The organism is Terasakiella sediminum, assembly GCF_033100395.1.
GTDB lineage: Bacteria > Pseudomonadota > Alphaproteobacteria > Rhodospirillales > Terasakiellaceae > Terasakiella.
In genome coordinates this window covers 24,612-41,036 of record NZ_JAWLVJ010000014.1, presented here as the reverse complement: position 1 = coordinate 41,036, position 16,425 = coordinate 24,612, and the positions used below count along the sequence as shown (strand labels likewise).

The 16,425-nt window shown below is 50.0% G+C and carries 9 protein-coding genes; 2 read left to right on the top strand and 7 right to left on the bottom strand.

The genetic code is table 11. From position 1 onward, the window contains the following. Position 1: 1 nt before the first annotated feature. From RYZ26_RS12185 to RYZ26_RS12155, 7 genes are all read right to left on the bottom strand, one after another. A complete protein-coding gene (locus RYZ26_RS12185; RefSeq protein WP_317683490.1) occupies positions 2–2,008 on the bottom strand; it encodes an MFS transporter in 2,007 nt (668 codons plus the stop codon). Then, positions 2,005–2,736 (bottom strand): hypothetical protein, encoded by a 732-nt coding sequence (locus tag RYZ26_RS12180; protein WP_317683489.1) that lies wholly within the window; start codon positions 2,734–2,736, stop codon positions 2,005–2,007. Before RYZ26_RS12180 ends, RYZ26_RS12185 begins: the two co-directional genes overlap by 4 nt. Positions 2,737–2,747: 11 nt before the next feature. Beyond that, positions 2,748–3,743 carry an ABC transporter substrate-binding protein gene (locus tag RYZ26_RS12175; protein ID WP_317683488.1) on the bottom strand — a complete coding sequence of 332 codons (996 nt, stop codon included), beginning with the start codon at positions 3,741–3,743 and terminating at the stop codon, positions 2,748–2,750. Position 3,744: 1 nt separating this feature from the next. Further along, positions 3,745–4,542, bottom strand: coding sequence for a GNAT family N-acetyltransferase (locus RYZ26_RS12170; protein WP_317683487.1), 798 nt, complete (start codon positions 4,540–4,542; stop codon positions 3,745–3,747). A gap of 118 nt (positions 4,543–4,660) precedes the next feature. After that, positions 4,661–5,368, bottom strand: coding sequence for a phage tail protein (locus RYZ26_RS12165; RefSeq protein ID WP_317683486.1), 708 nt, complete (start codon positions 5,366–5,368; stop codon positions 4,661–4,663). Between the two features lie 68 nt (positions 5,369–5,436). Continuing rightward, the gene (locus RYZ26_RS12160; protein WP_317683485.1) at positions 5,437–6,120 is read right to left on the bottom strand and encodes a phage tail protein; all 684 of its coding nucleotides are present in this window, start codon (positions 6,118–6,120) and stop codon (positions 5,437–5,439) included. Positions 6,121–6,225: 105 nt separating this feature from the next. After that, positions 6,226–6,909 (bottom strand): phage tail protein, encoded by a 684-nt coding sequence (locus RYZ26_RS12155; RefSeq protein ID WP_317683484.1) that lies wholly within the window; start codon positions 6,907–6,909, stop codon positions 6,226–6,228. Positions 6,910–7,281: 372 nt separating this feature from the next. Here RYZ26_RS12155 and RYZ26_RS12150 point away from each other — a divergent pair, with 372 nt between their 5' ends. Beyond that, positions 7,282–8,193, top strand: a complete 912-nt coding sequence (locus RYZ26_RS12150; RefSeq protein ID WP_317683483.1) for a sulfotransferase family protein — start codon at positions 7,282–7,284, stop codon at positions 8,191–8,193. Next, the gene (locus RYZ26_RS12145; RefSeq protein WP_317683482.1) at positions 8,193–16,406 is read left to right on the top strand and encodes a DUF4347 domain-containing protein; all 8,214 of its coding nucleotides are present in this window, start codon (positions 8,193–8,195) and stop codon (positions 16,404–16,406) included. The genes RYZ26_RS12150 and RYZ26_RS12145 overlap by 1 nt, the downstream gene beginning before the upstream one ends. Positions 16,407–16,425 lie beyond the last annotated feature (19 nt).

Here is a 16,425-nt window from a genome sequence, read left to right as displayed (position 1 = left end):
ATCAGCCCCTTCCTTTTTTCATCAGGCTTAACAGCCCGTAAAACGACACACCGACAAAGCCGATCAACCCGATCAGGGCAATGGCGGTTTCAATCCCGAATTTGATGGCGAGGCTACCCGCTAGAAGGGGCCCTGCCACACTGCCGATCCGTTCCACGCTGCGGAAGATACCCAGCCCGCTTGCGATGCTGAATTTAGAGGTGTCTTTTGCAAAGATATGTTGCACCTCTGCCAACTGTGTCGGCATGCTGAGCGCCTGACCAATCCCGATCAGGCAGACGGTGGCAACCATGGCCCAGAGACCATTTACGAAGAAGAAAATCAAACCGCCGCATCCGGCGATCAGTCCACCTAGGATGACCATCTGGGCATGCATATTCTTTTTATCGGCATAACTGGATAGTTTTGGCATGATGAAGATCACCAACACCCCATAAATCATAATGACCCGCCCGATGGTCGCTTCGCTGGCGTCCTGTTCAATCAGGTAAAGCGGGGTCAGAAGATAGATGATCCCGGTCAGGATAATCTTGGCAGGCACGGCACAGAAAAAAGACAGGGTGGTGAAATCCCCTGTTTGGAAAATGGCGAAAGAGACATCGTTTCGTTTGCTGGTTTGGCTCTGGTATTTCTCCATACTGTCTTCACCGAGGAAACCGATCAGCATGATCATGGCGGCAATCACAAAGACAGCGGAAATCACAAAGGTCAGCTGATAGCCGATTTGGGCTGCCAATATCCCGCCAATGGCCGGACCACAAATGCCCGCAACCAGCACCCCACCAACAAAGACCGCCATGTTGGCTGCGCGGTTTTCAGGCGTTGAGGAATTGGCGACATATCCTTGGGCTGCCACAAAAACGATGGCGTAACCAAAGGCGCTTAAAGCACGCGCAGATAGGAACTGGATGTAGTCTTGTGCAAAATAGACACCGATATAACCTGCAAGCGCAGGGATGATGCCGAATAGAAATAGCTTTTTACCGCCCCAACGTTCCACCCAATGACCACTGATCAGGGACACAATCACAATTACCGCCATGAAGATGGCAATGGGCAGGGCGGAAGCAATCTTTTGCTGATCTGCCAGCCAGGCCACCTGCTGATATTGCTGTGCCAGCATGGGCAGGAATGGGCGTGACAGTTCTTCTGCAAACATAAACAGGAAGAGCGGGAAGCGGATCAGGCGGATATTTTCATCGCCCATATCCTTGAAAGCATAGGGTTCGCCTGTCTTCAGACGTTGTTTATTCGTGTCTAGCAGGTGGTCGATCCGTTTAATCACTTTCTGTGAAATCTGCGAGGAGCGGATTTCATAGGCCGTATCAAAAATATCGCGTTTCTTTTCCGATATCTGATAAAGAACAGTATTGAGCAGGCTTTCAATGCGCGCCAGTTCCTTGGTTGTACGACAATGGATGGTGCGCTGGAAATCGCCAACCTTTGCATTTTCAATCAGCTTTTCAAACAGGGCCAGCGGGCCGATGATGCGACCATAGACAAAGAAGCTCAGCAGTTCAAAGGCCACCAGCAGGCAGATCAAAAGTGTGGTGATCTGATCATAGCTCATATCCAGCAGTAGATTATTGAGATAATCCGGTGCTGCATGGATATGGATTTGCGCCAGTGTCTGTGCGTTGTGTTTAATAGGCAGGTTAACGGTTGGCATATTATCTGATTTCAGTTGATCAGATTGATAAAGCAAACCGCCATCGGCGGTCAGGATTTCAATGGCTTCGATATCCTGATTATCTGTAACGAAGCGGTTCAGATATGTGTCCATTCCGCGAAGATCGGACAAGGGGATACCATATCCAAGGGCCTGAGATAGATCAGTAGATATCTTTTGCCCGATAAGGGTGGCTTTCTTCTGCACTTCGGGGGCGAAGGATTTTTCAAATTCGCTCAGGGCAAAATAGGAAAAGCCGCTTAGAAAAAGGGTAAGCAGAAGAAGGCTTGCGATAAATAGCCGTTTCATAAAACTGCGGGCGTGGCCGGATCGGATCATGTCTCACCCTCATCAATTTTATGAAGTTCTGTTTCCAGATCGTTCAGTTGCTTTTCAGCACTCAGCCGCGCCGTTTGAAAATCTTTGGTTAGTGCTTCGGTGCTGTCTTCTGCCTTGATCCCATTTTCAAAAGCCAGCAGATGTTGCTTTAATGGTTGGCTCAAAAGATAGATCACAAGGCTTAGAACCATTGCACAGATCGCACTAATCCAAAGGGCAGCGTTCAACAGTTTGTCCTTGATGGTGGCAAAAGCGCGTTTTTCAATCTGGGACGAATAAAGCACCACCAGGCTGCCGACCGATTGATCAAGGGAGTTCTTAAGATTCAGTCCCAACGCATTGGCCTCATCCCCGCGCACCAGCCATTGTTTGGTCGCTGTGTTCTTCCAGGCCTGTTCCCACGTATCCGGGATAAAGCCGAACAGGAAGCTGTTGTCCGTGCTGTAGATCGTGCGGCCTTTATCATCGAAAATTTCAACCGAGATCACATCCGTATCAATGGTTTTCAGCGCATCAATGGATTTCTGAGCGGATGTCAATTTATCAATGGTCTGGCCCAGCTGCATTTCGGCTTCCAGGTTTTTGGCCGTTTCACCCATGGCGAAATAGAAACGATCATCCACGGCTGATTTATAAGCGTCGGAAAATTTATGCAGGCTGATAAAGATGCTTAAGCCCAACGCAATGGCAGCGATGAATAAAAGACCCGTAATGATCAGTGTGCTCATACCATAGCGCATCATTTTTCCGTTTTAATAACCTCTGTAATGGCGAGCATATCCATAGGCGGGTAAAGTTTCAGGTGATGGGCCGCAGACATATTGACCTTGGTGGAAAAGTTGCGCAGGCGATCAAAGGGGATGTCGCCCGGCGCTTTATCCTGTGTCAGGATTTGTGCCGCTTTGTAGCCGCAATATTGGCCCGCCACATAGTAACTGCCAACCAGCCCGAAAAGCGCATCGCCTTTAACCAGAAACACATCTGACGGCGTGAAGGTCGCAAGCTTATGTTTATTGACCGCGTTAAACAGAGGGTCACGGTTGACATAAAGGAAACTATCCGGCCCGATATAGAGGAAATCCGGTTTGAATTGGGACGCTTTTTCCACCTGCACAGCAATGTCCGCAGGATCTGTTTTGCCTTCCTCATTCAAACTGAGGGGGAGAAGCTGCACGTCTATCCCACCAGATTTTGCAAGCTCTGCCAGTTCAAGTGCGGCATTATTGGAACTGGATTGTTGGGTGTTATAGACGATGGAAAGCTTTTTTACGTCTTGATAGCGCTTCATCGCCTTTAGCTGGGCCTCAATGGACGGGACGTGGGAGACGCCCGTGAAATTGCGGTTTGTCTTGCCCCAGTCCGTTGCAATACCCGCCACCACCGGGTCCGAAACCATACAGTTCACGATAGGGATATCCTGAATATAGTTTTCAAGATTATCCTCTGTTAACTGTCCATCAATGCCACGCGCACTCGCCATGCTCCAAGTGTAGACGAGGTCGGGTTTTTGCGCCTTGATTTCGGCAATGATTTTGGGGAAGGCGGCTTTATCCTGGGCCGGGTTGCGCACGGTAAAATTGGCTGGGATGCGGCTACTTTCAAAGAAGTTTTTAAAGCCCACGTCCGTTTGGGTATCCCCGCGCCATTGCACCATAAAAATATCAAAAGGTTTGTCATCGGCCAAAGCGGGCAGGGTGCATAGGGCAGCACAGAAGAACGCAGCAGGGCGGATCATCTTATTTCCCCAGACAGAGGTGATAGGCATGATCATCTTTTATAACCTCTGTCCCGATATATCCGTTTTGCAGATCAGTTTTGATGCGTTGGCGGTCATCCAAATTCACCATATGAAACTGTTTATAAACCCGTTCTTCCTTTGTAAGCCCATTGCGATAGATAATCAATCGATCCATCCCGCCATAGCGTTTGGTGAAGTCTACAACCTCAAATCCTGCAGACAGATGGTTCATCAGGCTGTAGGGGTTTAATGGGGAAACCGTGCCGAACATATGATGATATCCAGCATGAAAAGCATAAGTACCGCGCACCTTGTTCATCAGGCGATGAAGCTGGCTTCCGCGATAATCGGGGTTCACACTGGCCCCATCGAAATGAGCGACGCGTAAGTGGTCTTCGCCCTGCAAATTCATAAATTTCCCTAGGTTGTCGGGATCGTTTTTCGGGAAAGAGACAACGGCATAGCCGATTAATTGATCGCCAATAAAAGCCCCGACAGTTTTCCCGCGACGGTCCATATGGGCCTGGAAAAAGACATCTTCGTCTGAGCGGAAGATTTCGCGTTTGGGCAGATGGGCGACGACTTTTTTATGCAGGGTGATCAACTGGTCAAAATGATCTTGATTCAGAAAGCGGATGTCCACATCAAAGGTCTGGCCTGAAAGGTCATTCTTGCCAAAGCATTGGGTCTGTACGGTGGAGGTGACGAGCTTGTCCAGCTGGTCTTGTGCATAGGGCCAGCCCGGTGGAATGCGCGGTTCCTTATCCTGAAACAGTTTTTTTTGTGAATAAATCAAACGAGCGCCCCAAGTTGGTGTGTTTCTTGGTTTTATAGCGTTAATCTATTGCGGGTAAAACGAAAAAAGCCATGCAATTTTCATCACATGGCTTTTTAGAGAGTATAGCACGATGCATTTAGGAACGTGGAGGGTAGATACCTTCTGTTGCGATGCATGCGAGTACGCCAACTTGTGGGGCGCGAAGTGGTAATGCTTGCTGTTGACCAGAAGGTGCTAATGCCGGGTCAGTTGCAATAGCACTTGGGCTGGCGACTAATGCAACCGCATCACTTGCCAGCGTCGTATTGCCTGGTCCTTCATTATAATAGGGTTTACGTTTGGCGGGGAAGCCACTTCCTGGACGTGCTGCTGCAAAAGCATCAACTGGGCTTGCCGTATCCCCGGTATCAGTTACACCTGTGACTGTACCTTCAATAGTGATGGAACCGGCAGACATGGTATGGCTGTGCGCTGGCATGTTGGCTTCGGTCAGCATATGCTCTTCCTTACCGACTTGTTGCCCACGTCGAATCATGCTTAGACCGGGACCTTGTCCTGTACCGATTGCTGCACGGCCACGCAGATCAGGTAATCCAAATGTTGTGCGACCGTCACCGCCAAAACTGGTGCCTAACAGAGAGTAAAGTGCCTGGAAATTATTGATGGCAAGGATCTGTCCATTTGCCTCTGCATAGCCTTTGGGGCAATAATAGGCCATTGTCCAGCAAATTGTGCTCATGTAAGGCTGCGCGTCACATGTCGCATGTGCTTCTGTGCTGTTAAACAGTGTTAACCCTGAAGCAACAGCCAAGCCACCCATGAATAGTTTTAAAGAAGATTTCATTGTTTTCTCCTGTATATGGCGTATGCCATATGTCATTTAATTAATGCGTCTATTTGTATTGACTGCTGTTATGTGCGTGGCGGGAACAGGTTCGTGCTATCCGCGATACAGGCTGTCAAGCCAAGACGAGGGCCCTGGTTGGGGTATGGCTGGCCGGCACCTGTAATGGTGGTGCCTGTGATGTCGGATGCGTCAATGCTCCCCAATACCGTTGATCCCATTGGAACAGTTGTCCCTGTCTTTTTGTATTGTGGGGAGGCACCCACGGAAGATCCGGCTAGATAGTTGCCTTGTGGCGTTCCCAAGGTTCCTGTTGCATCTGAAACTTTGATTTTTCCAGTAACGGTTAGTCCATCCAGGTTATAGCTGTGAGAATGAGGGGCGAGTTGATTTGCACCAATGCTTGCCATTTGTACGCCACGTTGCAAGCCCATGGTAATCGTTGTTTGCATACTGATACCTAGCCCGTAACCAACAGGTGCACGTCCTCGCAGTTCGGGGATCCCCATGGTACTGGAGCCGTTGCCACCAAAATTGGTGCCCAAAAGGGCGTATAACGCACTTTGACTGGAAATGGGTATAATTTGTCCTTCTGCCTTGATGAAGCCGCGTGGGCAGAAATCTGCTGCCATAAAGCAAACGGTACCTGTGTAGATTGTTTCGCTGCAGCCCGCTTCTGATTCAGTGCTCATGGTCGTCAGCATAGCTGCCCCCAAACCAATCGCTGTGAGTGTTGTTTTGATATTGCGCATAAATTTGATACTCCAAAATTCTTTTTTAGGCGGATTGAAAAAGTGGATGACCAGCGTATTGTTTTAACAATGTCATCGTCCGCCCTGGTTTGGATGGAACGTTTGCTATGTACGTGGTGGGAACAGGCCATCCATTGCGACACAGTATTTAAGGCCAAGTTGTGGGCCAATAGCTGTCGCAGCTGTTTGTGATGTTGGTGTGGTGCCCGTTACACTAATTGTTCCTGAACCAGCAGAAGCCGTCGCTGTTACAGAACCTGCCGCCATATATTTATTGGCGCTGCTGCTGTATGTTGGTGCTGCCGTTGTATCTGCAAAAAAGTTTGATTCTGGGGTTGTTTCTGAAGCGGGGGCGCTGTTTGCAACAATAGAAGCTGAAAGTGCAGCTTGTGAAAAATCGATATTGTGTGTATGGCTTGGGAAATACACGGATGGTATTTGGGCAAGTTCGAAACCTGTATATTCACCGCGTAAAATCATGTCCAAACCTGGACCTTGACCTCTATGTACAAGTTCACGGCCACGTCCGTCTGGCAATCCGAAGGTTGTTCTGGCATCACCCCCATATGTATCACCTGTAATGGCGAATACTGCTGAATATTCATTGATGCTTACAAGTTGCCCTGTAAGTTCCATATATTGTCGTGGGCAAAATGTTGCTGCTGTGATGCAGATTGTTCCCATATAGGCATCCGGGCCGCATGCATGTGCATCTTTGATGGAAGAAGTTGCAAACGTAGCCAAAAGCGCGAGGCCGGAAACCATCCCTGCTTTGTATAAAGTCTTCATGTGTTCACCTTTTTTTGTGGATTTAGCCATTTTTGACAGAGTGAAAGAGATGCCAGAAATGACAACTTATGAAGGTGTAAAGTCTAAACGAATGGTTTATTTAGATTTTACTTTATAAGTGTGAACACATAATGTGATACTCGGTCAAATATTTTTTTTATAAGATGTGATGTTTCTTGTCTTGACGAAATCTCGGCTTCTGATCAGTTCCTGGTTTTCGGTTGAACTGGGGGAGGTGAACTTAAACTTTTTATTGTTGGTATTTTTTTGATTATATTGTTGGTTGTTATTGATTCTTTTTAATTGTATATATGTGTCTGAATTTGAACTATAATAAAAAATAATGACTTTTAAGTTGAGAAATAGCGCGTCTTGGCAATTGAGGTTTTGATGAGTCGAAACGTGAAAAAAATGCACTTTATCTCGGGCTTGCCGCGTTCGGGGTCTACTTTGCTGTCTGCATTGCTGAAACAAAATCCAAGGTTTTATGCATCCATGAGCAGCGGTCTTGCTTCTTTGCTAAACAGCAATCTGCAACTTATGAGTGGTGGCGTTGAGTTGCCATGGCTGATTGATGAAGAAAAACGCCCGGGCATTCTACGTGCAATTTCTGACGCATTTTACGAGACTGAGACGCAGGAAGTCATTTTCGACACCAATCGTATCTGGACAGCACGGCTGCCTCTAGTGGACGAAATGTATCCGCAGGCAAAGGTGATTGCTTGTGTGCGCGATGTATCCTGGGTGATGGATAGTCTGGAACGGGTCTACCGTAAAAATCCGTTTGAAGTCAGTAAACTTTATGGTGGTGAAGGTGTGCGTGCCACTGTTTATAGCCGGGTTGAATATCTGGGGCAGCAAAATAATCTTGTTGGTATGGCCTGGGCTGGTTTGAAAGAAGCTTTTTATGGGGACCAAGCCGATAAAATGTTGGTGGTTGATTACAACCTCTTGGCACAAGCTCCTGAAAAGGTATTGCGTCTTGTTTATCAGTTTATTGATGAGCCTTGGTATGACGGACACGATTATGAAAATGTGCAATTCAAGGCGGAAAGTTTTGATAAATCACTGGGCGTAACAGGTTTACATGACGTTGCGCCTAAAGTGGAATTTAAACCGAGGCGGTCAATTTTACCTCCGGACTTGTTTGAGAAATTTCAGGGAATGGATTTTTGGAGTGATGTAACAGGCAGTGGCGCTTTTGTTATCACCCCGCAAGAAGATCAGGAACAAGTAGCCGAAATGCCCAAACAGGTGCCGCTTAAAAAGGCGGAGGGTTTATAATGAATTTTTTTACACGCAAGTCTGATATATCGAAAATAGAACAACAACCTGTTCTGGAGCCTCTGGCACAAGCGCTGGAACCGCGTATTATGTTTGACGGTGCAGCCCTTGCAACTGCGGCAGAAGCGGTGACGGATACTGATACAGACAGTAATCAGGTGGTTGTTGTTGATACTTCCGTCAAGGATTATCAAAAACTGCTGGATGCTGTGGCACCCGAAGCGGACCTGATCATGATTCAGGGGGATCAGGATGGGTTTGAGGCTTTGGCCAATGAATTGTCAAGCCGTGAAAACATTGATGCCCTGCATATCATCTCGCATGGTTCTGAAGGGATGCTAAGTTTGGGGAATGCCATTCTGAACGCAGGCAACCTATTGGAATATTCAGATGAACTCGGCGTGATAGGCGATGCGCTGAGCGAAATGGGCGATGTTTTGATTTACGGTTGTGATATTGCGGGCAATGCGCAAGGTGTCTCGTTTGTTGAATCTCTGGCGCTTGCAATCGGTGCTGACGTTGCGGCTTCCGATGACCTGACAGGCTCGGCTGCTTTGGGGGGCGATTGGGACCTGGAAATTGTCAAGGGGACCATTGAAGCGGATCGACCCTTTAGTGATAAAGCTCTAGCGGATTATAGTGATGTGCTGGCCTATACAGGCACGATCAACTTTAATACGGGCGGCAACTTCACCAGTTCGGGAGGGACGAGCGGTGCGGGTGATGATGTTGCTTACACAGTAGGAAGTTATTCGTTGCAGTTCAATGGTACGTCGAATTCTGTGCGTTCCTATAACAATTACGTTCAGGGTGCCTATCAAGGCAATGAAAGCAGTATTGTTATGAATTTCGCAGGCGGGCAGACGTTTGATCCCCAGTCGGTTAGCTTTGCCCAATATTCAGGCGGTACCGTTACGATTAAGGTCACGGCGAATACGGGTGCTTCCCTTACCCAATCCTTTAATGATAGTTCTTTGGGGTCAATCAATCTTACGTCATTGGGGACAGGTCTGACGAGCCTGACATTTTCCAATAACGCAGGGGGGACGCTTTCATTTGTAAAGTTTGATGATTTGGCGGTGAATAATGTAGCTGACGCCGTCGTTGCGCCAACCATTACAAGTGCGACTTACGATTCTTCAACCGGGAACCTGGTGGTGACCGGGACGGGCTTTACTGCGACGGCTGGGGCGACAAATGATGTGGTCGCCAACAAGTTCACCATTACGGGGGAAGGTGCGTCAACCTATACCCTGACCGATACCGCGAATGTCGAAATCACAAGTGCAACGGCTTTTACCCTGACGCTTTCTGCAACTGATCAGACTGCGGTTGAACAAATCCTGAATAAGGATGGCACGGCTTCAACAGGTGGGACGACCTATGATGTGGATGGTGCGGCAGGCTTTATCGCAGCTTCTGCGTCTGATGCAGATACCGGGGCAAATGGTATTACGGTCAGCAACACCCCTGCGCCGACCATCACAAGTGCGACTTATGACTATAATTCCAATACGGTAACGGTGACGGGTACGGGCTTTGTTAAAAATTCCGGGGCGACAAATGATGTAGATCTGTCCAAACTGACCTTCACGGGGGAGGGTGGATCAACCTATACCATCACAACCGCAACCGACGTTGAAATTACCAATGGCACCACTTTCAGCTTTACCCTGACGGGCGATGATATCACGGGTGTGGAAAGCCTTTTGAACAATGACGGCACCACATCAGCCACGGCTGGTACGACCTATAATCTGGCAGGTGCGGCAGGCTTTATGCGCGGGGATAGCACATCTGCGGCGGATGCGTCTGCCGGGGTGACGGTATCGAACTATGCCGTGCCGACTGTGACATCTGCGACCTTTGATTATGCAACAGGTGCCCTTGTTGTAACGGGGACGAACTTCGTTAAATCAGCCGGGGCGACCAACGATGTTGACGTTTCCTTGTTGGCCTTTACCGGGGAAGGCGGGGTGCAGTATCAACTGACATCAGCCTCCAACGTGGAAATTACGTCCGCCACCAGCTATACCGTGACGCTTTCCGGCGCGGACCTGACATCTGTGAAAGGTCTGTTGAACCAGAATGGCACTACATCGGCGACAGCGGGCACAACCTTTAGTCTGGCTTCTATCGACAACTGGATGACAGGGTCGCCTGCGGCCAATAACGTGGCGGATGCGGCGGCGACTATTACGGTTTCCAATTATGCGGCACCTGCGATTACAAGTGCGGCCTATAACTATTCCACCAACCAGTTGGTTGTTACAGGGACAAACTTTGTCAGCCAGTCCGGTGCAACAAATGATGTCGATATCTCGCTGCTGACCCTGACCGGGGAAGGCGGCACAACCTATACAATCACATCAACATCCAATGTTGAAATTGACAGCGCTACGCAATTTACCATCACCCTGTCCGGTTCTGACCTGGTGAATGTAGAATCGATCCTTAACAATGATGGCACCACGTCGGCCACGGCAGGTACGACGTATAATCTGGCCGCTGCGGATAACTGGATGACGCAAGCCCCGGCCGCAACAGATATTGCGGATGCGACGGGCAATGCGATTACGGTTTCCAATTATGCCAATCCGGCGGTGACGTCATCGACCTATAACTGGTCGACAGGTGTCTTTACCTTTACCGGGACAAACCTGGTGGCGGCAAGCGGGGCCAGCAATGATATTACGGCCAATTTGCTTACCGTTACGGGTGAAGGGGGATCAACCTATACGCTGACCGATACGTCCAATGTGGATATCACCAGCTCAACTGCCTTTACTGTTACGCTTTCAGCAACGGATCGTCTGGCGGTGAATGGCCTGTTGAACAAGGATGGCACAACATCTGCAACAGCAGCGACCACCTATAACGTGGCCTTTGCGGATAACTGGGCTGCAGGTGCGCCTGCAGGCAATAATATTGCGGATACAACGTCAACCGTGACTGTGAGCAACTATGCCACCCCGACCATTACGTCCGCGACCTATGATTACAATACCAATGTGCTGGTGGTGACGGGGACGAACTTTGTTTCGGCTTCCGGTGCCAATAATGACATTGATATTTCCCTGCTGACCTTTACCGGGGAAGGCGGGTCTACCTATACCATTACGTCGGCAACAAATGTCGATATTACCTCTGCCACCCAATTCTCCGTCACTTTGTCCGGTGCGGATATTCCGGGTGTGGAAAGCCTGCTGAACAACGATGGCACGACGTCGGCGACAGCGGGCACTACTTATAACCTGGCAGCTGCGGACAACTGGCTGACACAGGCCCCGAGCGGATCGGATATTGCTGATACAACAAGTAACGCTGTGACCGTTTCCAACTACGCAGCCCCTGCCGTGACATCTGCGACATATGACTGGAGCAATGGTCAACTGGTCGTCACCGGGACAAACTTCGTCAAGTCAGCAGGCGCCACCAATGATATTACGGCAAACCTTTTGACCTTTACCGGGGATGGCGGGGCGACTTATACGCTGACAGATACATCCAATGTGGAAATCACATCGGCGACAGAATTTACCGTGACCCTGTCCGCAACTGATCAGTTGAACGTTCGCGGTCTGTTGAACAAAGACGGCACGACAGCTGGGTCCGGCACGACTTATAATATCGCTTTTGCTGATAACTGGGCGGCAGGTGCACCAGCCGCAACAGATATTGCGGATGCGACGGGCAATGCGATTACGGTATCAAACGTTTCTGCACCAACTGTGACCAGTGCGACTTATGATTCCGACACGGGTATTCTGGTTGTAACGGGGACGAACTTCTTTAAGGAAAATGGCGCAACCAATGACGTTGATATTTCCCTGCTGACATTGACAGGTGGGGCGGGCAATGCGACCTACACCATCACGTCGGCGTCCAATGTTGAAATTACATCGGCGACCCAATTCTCCGTCACATTGTCCGGTGCGGATAAGACCAATGTGGATGCGTTGCTGGATCAGGTCGGCACATCGTCATCTGGCGGCAGTACCTATAACATTGCAGCCGCTGATAACTGGCTGGTGGCTGCAGATAGCGCAACTGATATTGCCGATGCGACCAACGCCGTGACCGTATCAATCAATCCAAAGATCACCAGTGCGAACTATAACGCCACTACTGGCGTGATCGTCGTGACTGGGACCAATATTCAGGCTTTGGCCGGGGCGACCAATGATATTACTGCCAACAAATTCACCGTCACGGGCGAAGGCGGGGCGACTTATACCCTGACTGATACGGCCAATGTGGAACGCACCAGTGCGACGGCCTTTACCCTGACGCTTTCTGCGACGGATAAGGCGGGTGTGAACTTGTTGCTGAACAAGGCAGGCACAACATCAACAGGCGGCACGACCTTCAATCTGGCAGCTGCGGATGACTGGAACGCCAATGTGACGGCGGGCGATACGGCAGATACCACAGGTAATGGCATTACTGTTTCCAATGTGCCTGTTCCGACTGTCACCAGTGCGACCTATGATGCGTCAACCGGGGCGCTGGTTATTACCGGGACCGACATGACAAAACTGTCCGGTGCAACGAACGAGGTGATTGCCAACTTGTTCACTTTGACCGGGGAAGGGGGGGAGACATATACCCTGACAGATACGGCCAATGTGGAAATAACATCTGGCACAGCAGCAACCTTGACGTTGTCGGCAACGGACAGAGCTGCGTTGAACCTGATCTTCAATAAAAACGGCACATCTTCAACCGGGTCTACGACCTATAATATTGCTGCGGCTGATAACTGGGCCGCAGGCGCAGACAGTGCGGTAAATACGGCGGATTTGACCGGGAACGCGGTGACCGTTTCCAATGTTGCCAACCCGACGATTACAAGTGCGACCTATGACTATTCAACAGGCGCTTTGGTTCTGACCGGGACAAACCTGACCAAATTCAGCGGGGCAACAAATGATATTGATGCCTCCATGCTGACCCTGACAGGGGAAGGCGGGGCGACCTATACTTTGACCGATACCGCCGATGTTGAAATCACATCTGGCACAGCTGCGACATTGACCCTGTCGGCAACTGATCGTCTGGCGGTTAATGGCTTGCTGAACAAAGATGGCACCACATCGGCAACCGCAGGCACGACCTTTAATGTGGCGGCGGCCGATAACTGGGCACGCGGTGCAGATGCCGCCAGCAACATTGCAGATGCGACGGCTGGTGTGACCGTCAGTAATTATGCTGCACCGACCATTACATCTGCGACTTACGACTATAACACCAATGTGCTGGTGGTGACCGGGACCAACTTTGTGTCCAAGTCCGGTGCGACAAATGACATTGATATTTCCATGCTGACCCTGACGGGGGAAGGCGGGGCGACTTATACCATCACCTCAGCAACAGATGTTGAGGTAACGTCAGCGACGCAGTTCTCCGTCACTTTGTCCGGTGCGGATATTCCGGGTGTGGAAAGCCTGCTGAACAACGATGGCACGACGTCGGCGACGGCGGGCACGACCTATAACATTGCAGCGGCAGACAACTGGCTGGCACAGGCACCTGCCGGAACGGATATTGCCGATACCACCAGCAATGGCGTGACAGTTTCCAACTATGCAGCCCCTGCCGTGACATCTGCGACCTATGATTGGAGCAATGGTCAGCTGGTTGTCACCGGGACGAACTTTGTTCAACAAGCGGGTGCGACAAACGATATCACGGCGAACCTTCTGACCTTTACCGGGGATGGCGGGGCGACTTATACGCTGACCGATACGTCCAATGTGGAAATCACATCGGCGACGGCCTTTACTGTGACCCTGTCCGCAACGGATCAATTGAACGTCAAGGGCCTGTTGAACAAGGACGGCACAACAGCCGGGTCCGGCACGACCTATAATATCGCTTTTGCCGATAACTGGGCGGCAGGTGCACCAGCTGCAACCGATATTGCAGATGCGACAGGTAATGCGGTTACGGTTTCCAACGTTTCTGCGCCTGCGATTACGTCAGCCACTTATGATTCCGATACGGGGGTCATGGTTGTGACAGGGACGAATTTCTTTAAAGAAAATGGCGCAACCAACGATGTTGATATTTCCTTGCTGACACTGACTGGTGGGGCGGGGAATGCGACTTACACCATTACGTCTGCATCCAATGTTGAAATTACCTCTGCCACTTCCTTCAGCGTGACTTTGTCTGGCGCGGATAAGACAAATGTGGATGCGCTTCTGGATCAATTGGGGACTTCTTCATCGGGTGGTAGTACGTACAATCTGGCTGCCGCTGATAACTGGCTTGTAGGGGCTGATAGTGCAACTGATATTGCCGATGCGACCAACGCTGTAACGGTATCGATCAATCCAAAGATCACCAGTGCAAACTATAACGCGACGACCGGGGCTTTGGTTGTGACCGGGACCAATATTCAGGCATTGGCCGGGGCAACCAATGATATTACGGCCAATAAGTTTACGCTAACGGGTGAGGGCGGGGTTACTTATACCCTGACTGACACCGCAAATGTGGAACGTACAAGTGCAACAGCCTTTACCCTGACGCTTTCCGCAACGGATAAGGCTGCTGTAAATCTGTTGCTGAACAAGGCAGGCACCGCATCGACAGGCGGCACGACCTTTAATCTGGCAGCGGCTGATGACTGGAACGCCAATGTCACGGCCGGGGATACGGCTGATGCGACAGGTAATGGCATTACGGTTTCCAATGTGCCTGTGCCAACCATTACAAGTGCGACCTATGATGCATCAAACGGTGCACTGGTCATCACTGGCACGAATATGACGAAACTGTCCGGTGCGGCAAACGAAGTGATCGCCAATCTTCTTACCTTTACGGGGGAAGGTGGCGAAACTTATACGCTGAGCGATACCTCGAACGTGGAAATTACGTCTGCAACTGCTGCGACTTTGACGTTGTCTGCAACTGATCGTGCTGCTTTGAACCTGATCTTTAACAAAAACGGGACAAATTCAACCGGGACAACGACCTATAATATTGCAGGGGCTGAAGATTGGGCCGCTGGTGCAGACAGTGCTGTCAATGTTGCCGATTTGACAGGGAATGCGGTTACTGTTTCCAACGTGGCCAACCCGACCATTACAAGCACGACTTATAATACCGGAACAGGTGTACTGGTTCTGACCGGGACAAACCTTACCAAATTCAACGGGGCGACCAATGATATTGATGCCTCGTTACTGACCATCACCGGGGAAGGCGGGGCGACATACACGCTCACCGATACATCTGATGTTGAAATTACTTCAGGGACACGGGCAAGTCTTACTTTGTCCGCAACAGACAAGGCGCAGGTTGATGCTTTGTTGAATGCGGCAGGCACAGCTTCTGCAGACTCAACAACCTATAACGTGGCTTTTGCTGATAATTGGGCGCGCGGAGCGGATGCCGCTGCAAATATCGCGGATGCCACAGGCAATGGTGTGACCGTTACCGTACCGGCTGCTGCGACAACACCTGAACCAGTTGCGCCAAAGGCACCACCAACAGCACCACCTGAAGCACCGGATACAAGCAGTAATGTCCTGGTCGATAGTGATCGGGGGAAAGGTCAAGGCATCAGTGATGCGGGCCTTGAAGGCGATAAAACCCTTCTTGGCGATAATGCTGGCCTTGCACTTGGTAAGGAGCAGAAGACGGCATCTGTTGAAAGTGTGACGTCTGGGCAGGTTATGTCAGCTAAAGATGGTGGTGGTTTTACCAGCGATGATGTGGGGGATGATCCATCTGCAGGCGTCGCCGCGATGACGATTGTTCGAAATGCGGTGACAGGAAATGATGGACAATTGAACAGTTCTTATGGGTCGAGCCTTCGTACTTCGACAGGAAATAGCGGTGGCGCTACCAATACAGGAGGGTCTCAGCCACCACCCGCAACAGGAAGTGACAATGTCGGCAGTCTGGCTGGAACTAATGTGATGTCTACTGTGAAGGGGCTGGGCGGTAACGGCGGCGCTTTGGGTAACAGTGGATTAAACGGTGGCAACTTCCAATTTGGGGGCGATGTTGCCTCACTAGGGGAACAGCCGGCTAGCAAGACAATTCAGCTGGCGCAAGCAACAACAAGTGATTTGAATGATCTGGAGAATGCCTTGGACTATGAAGGGATGCAGTTAACAAGTTTCACAAAACAAGTGGCCCAACAAGGCACCAACTATCAAACGGATCAACTGGAAAAAGCATTGAAGATGCTGGGGTAAAACCGCGATTAATCTCGTT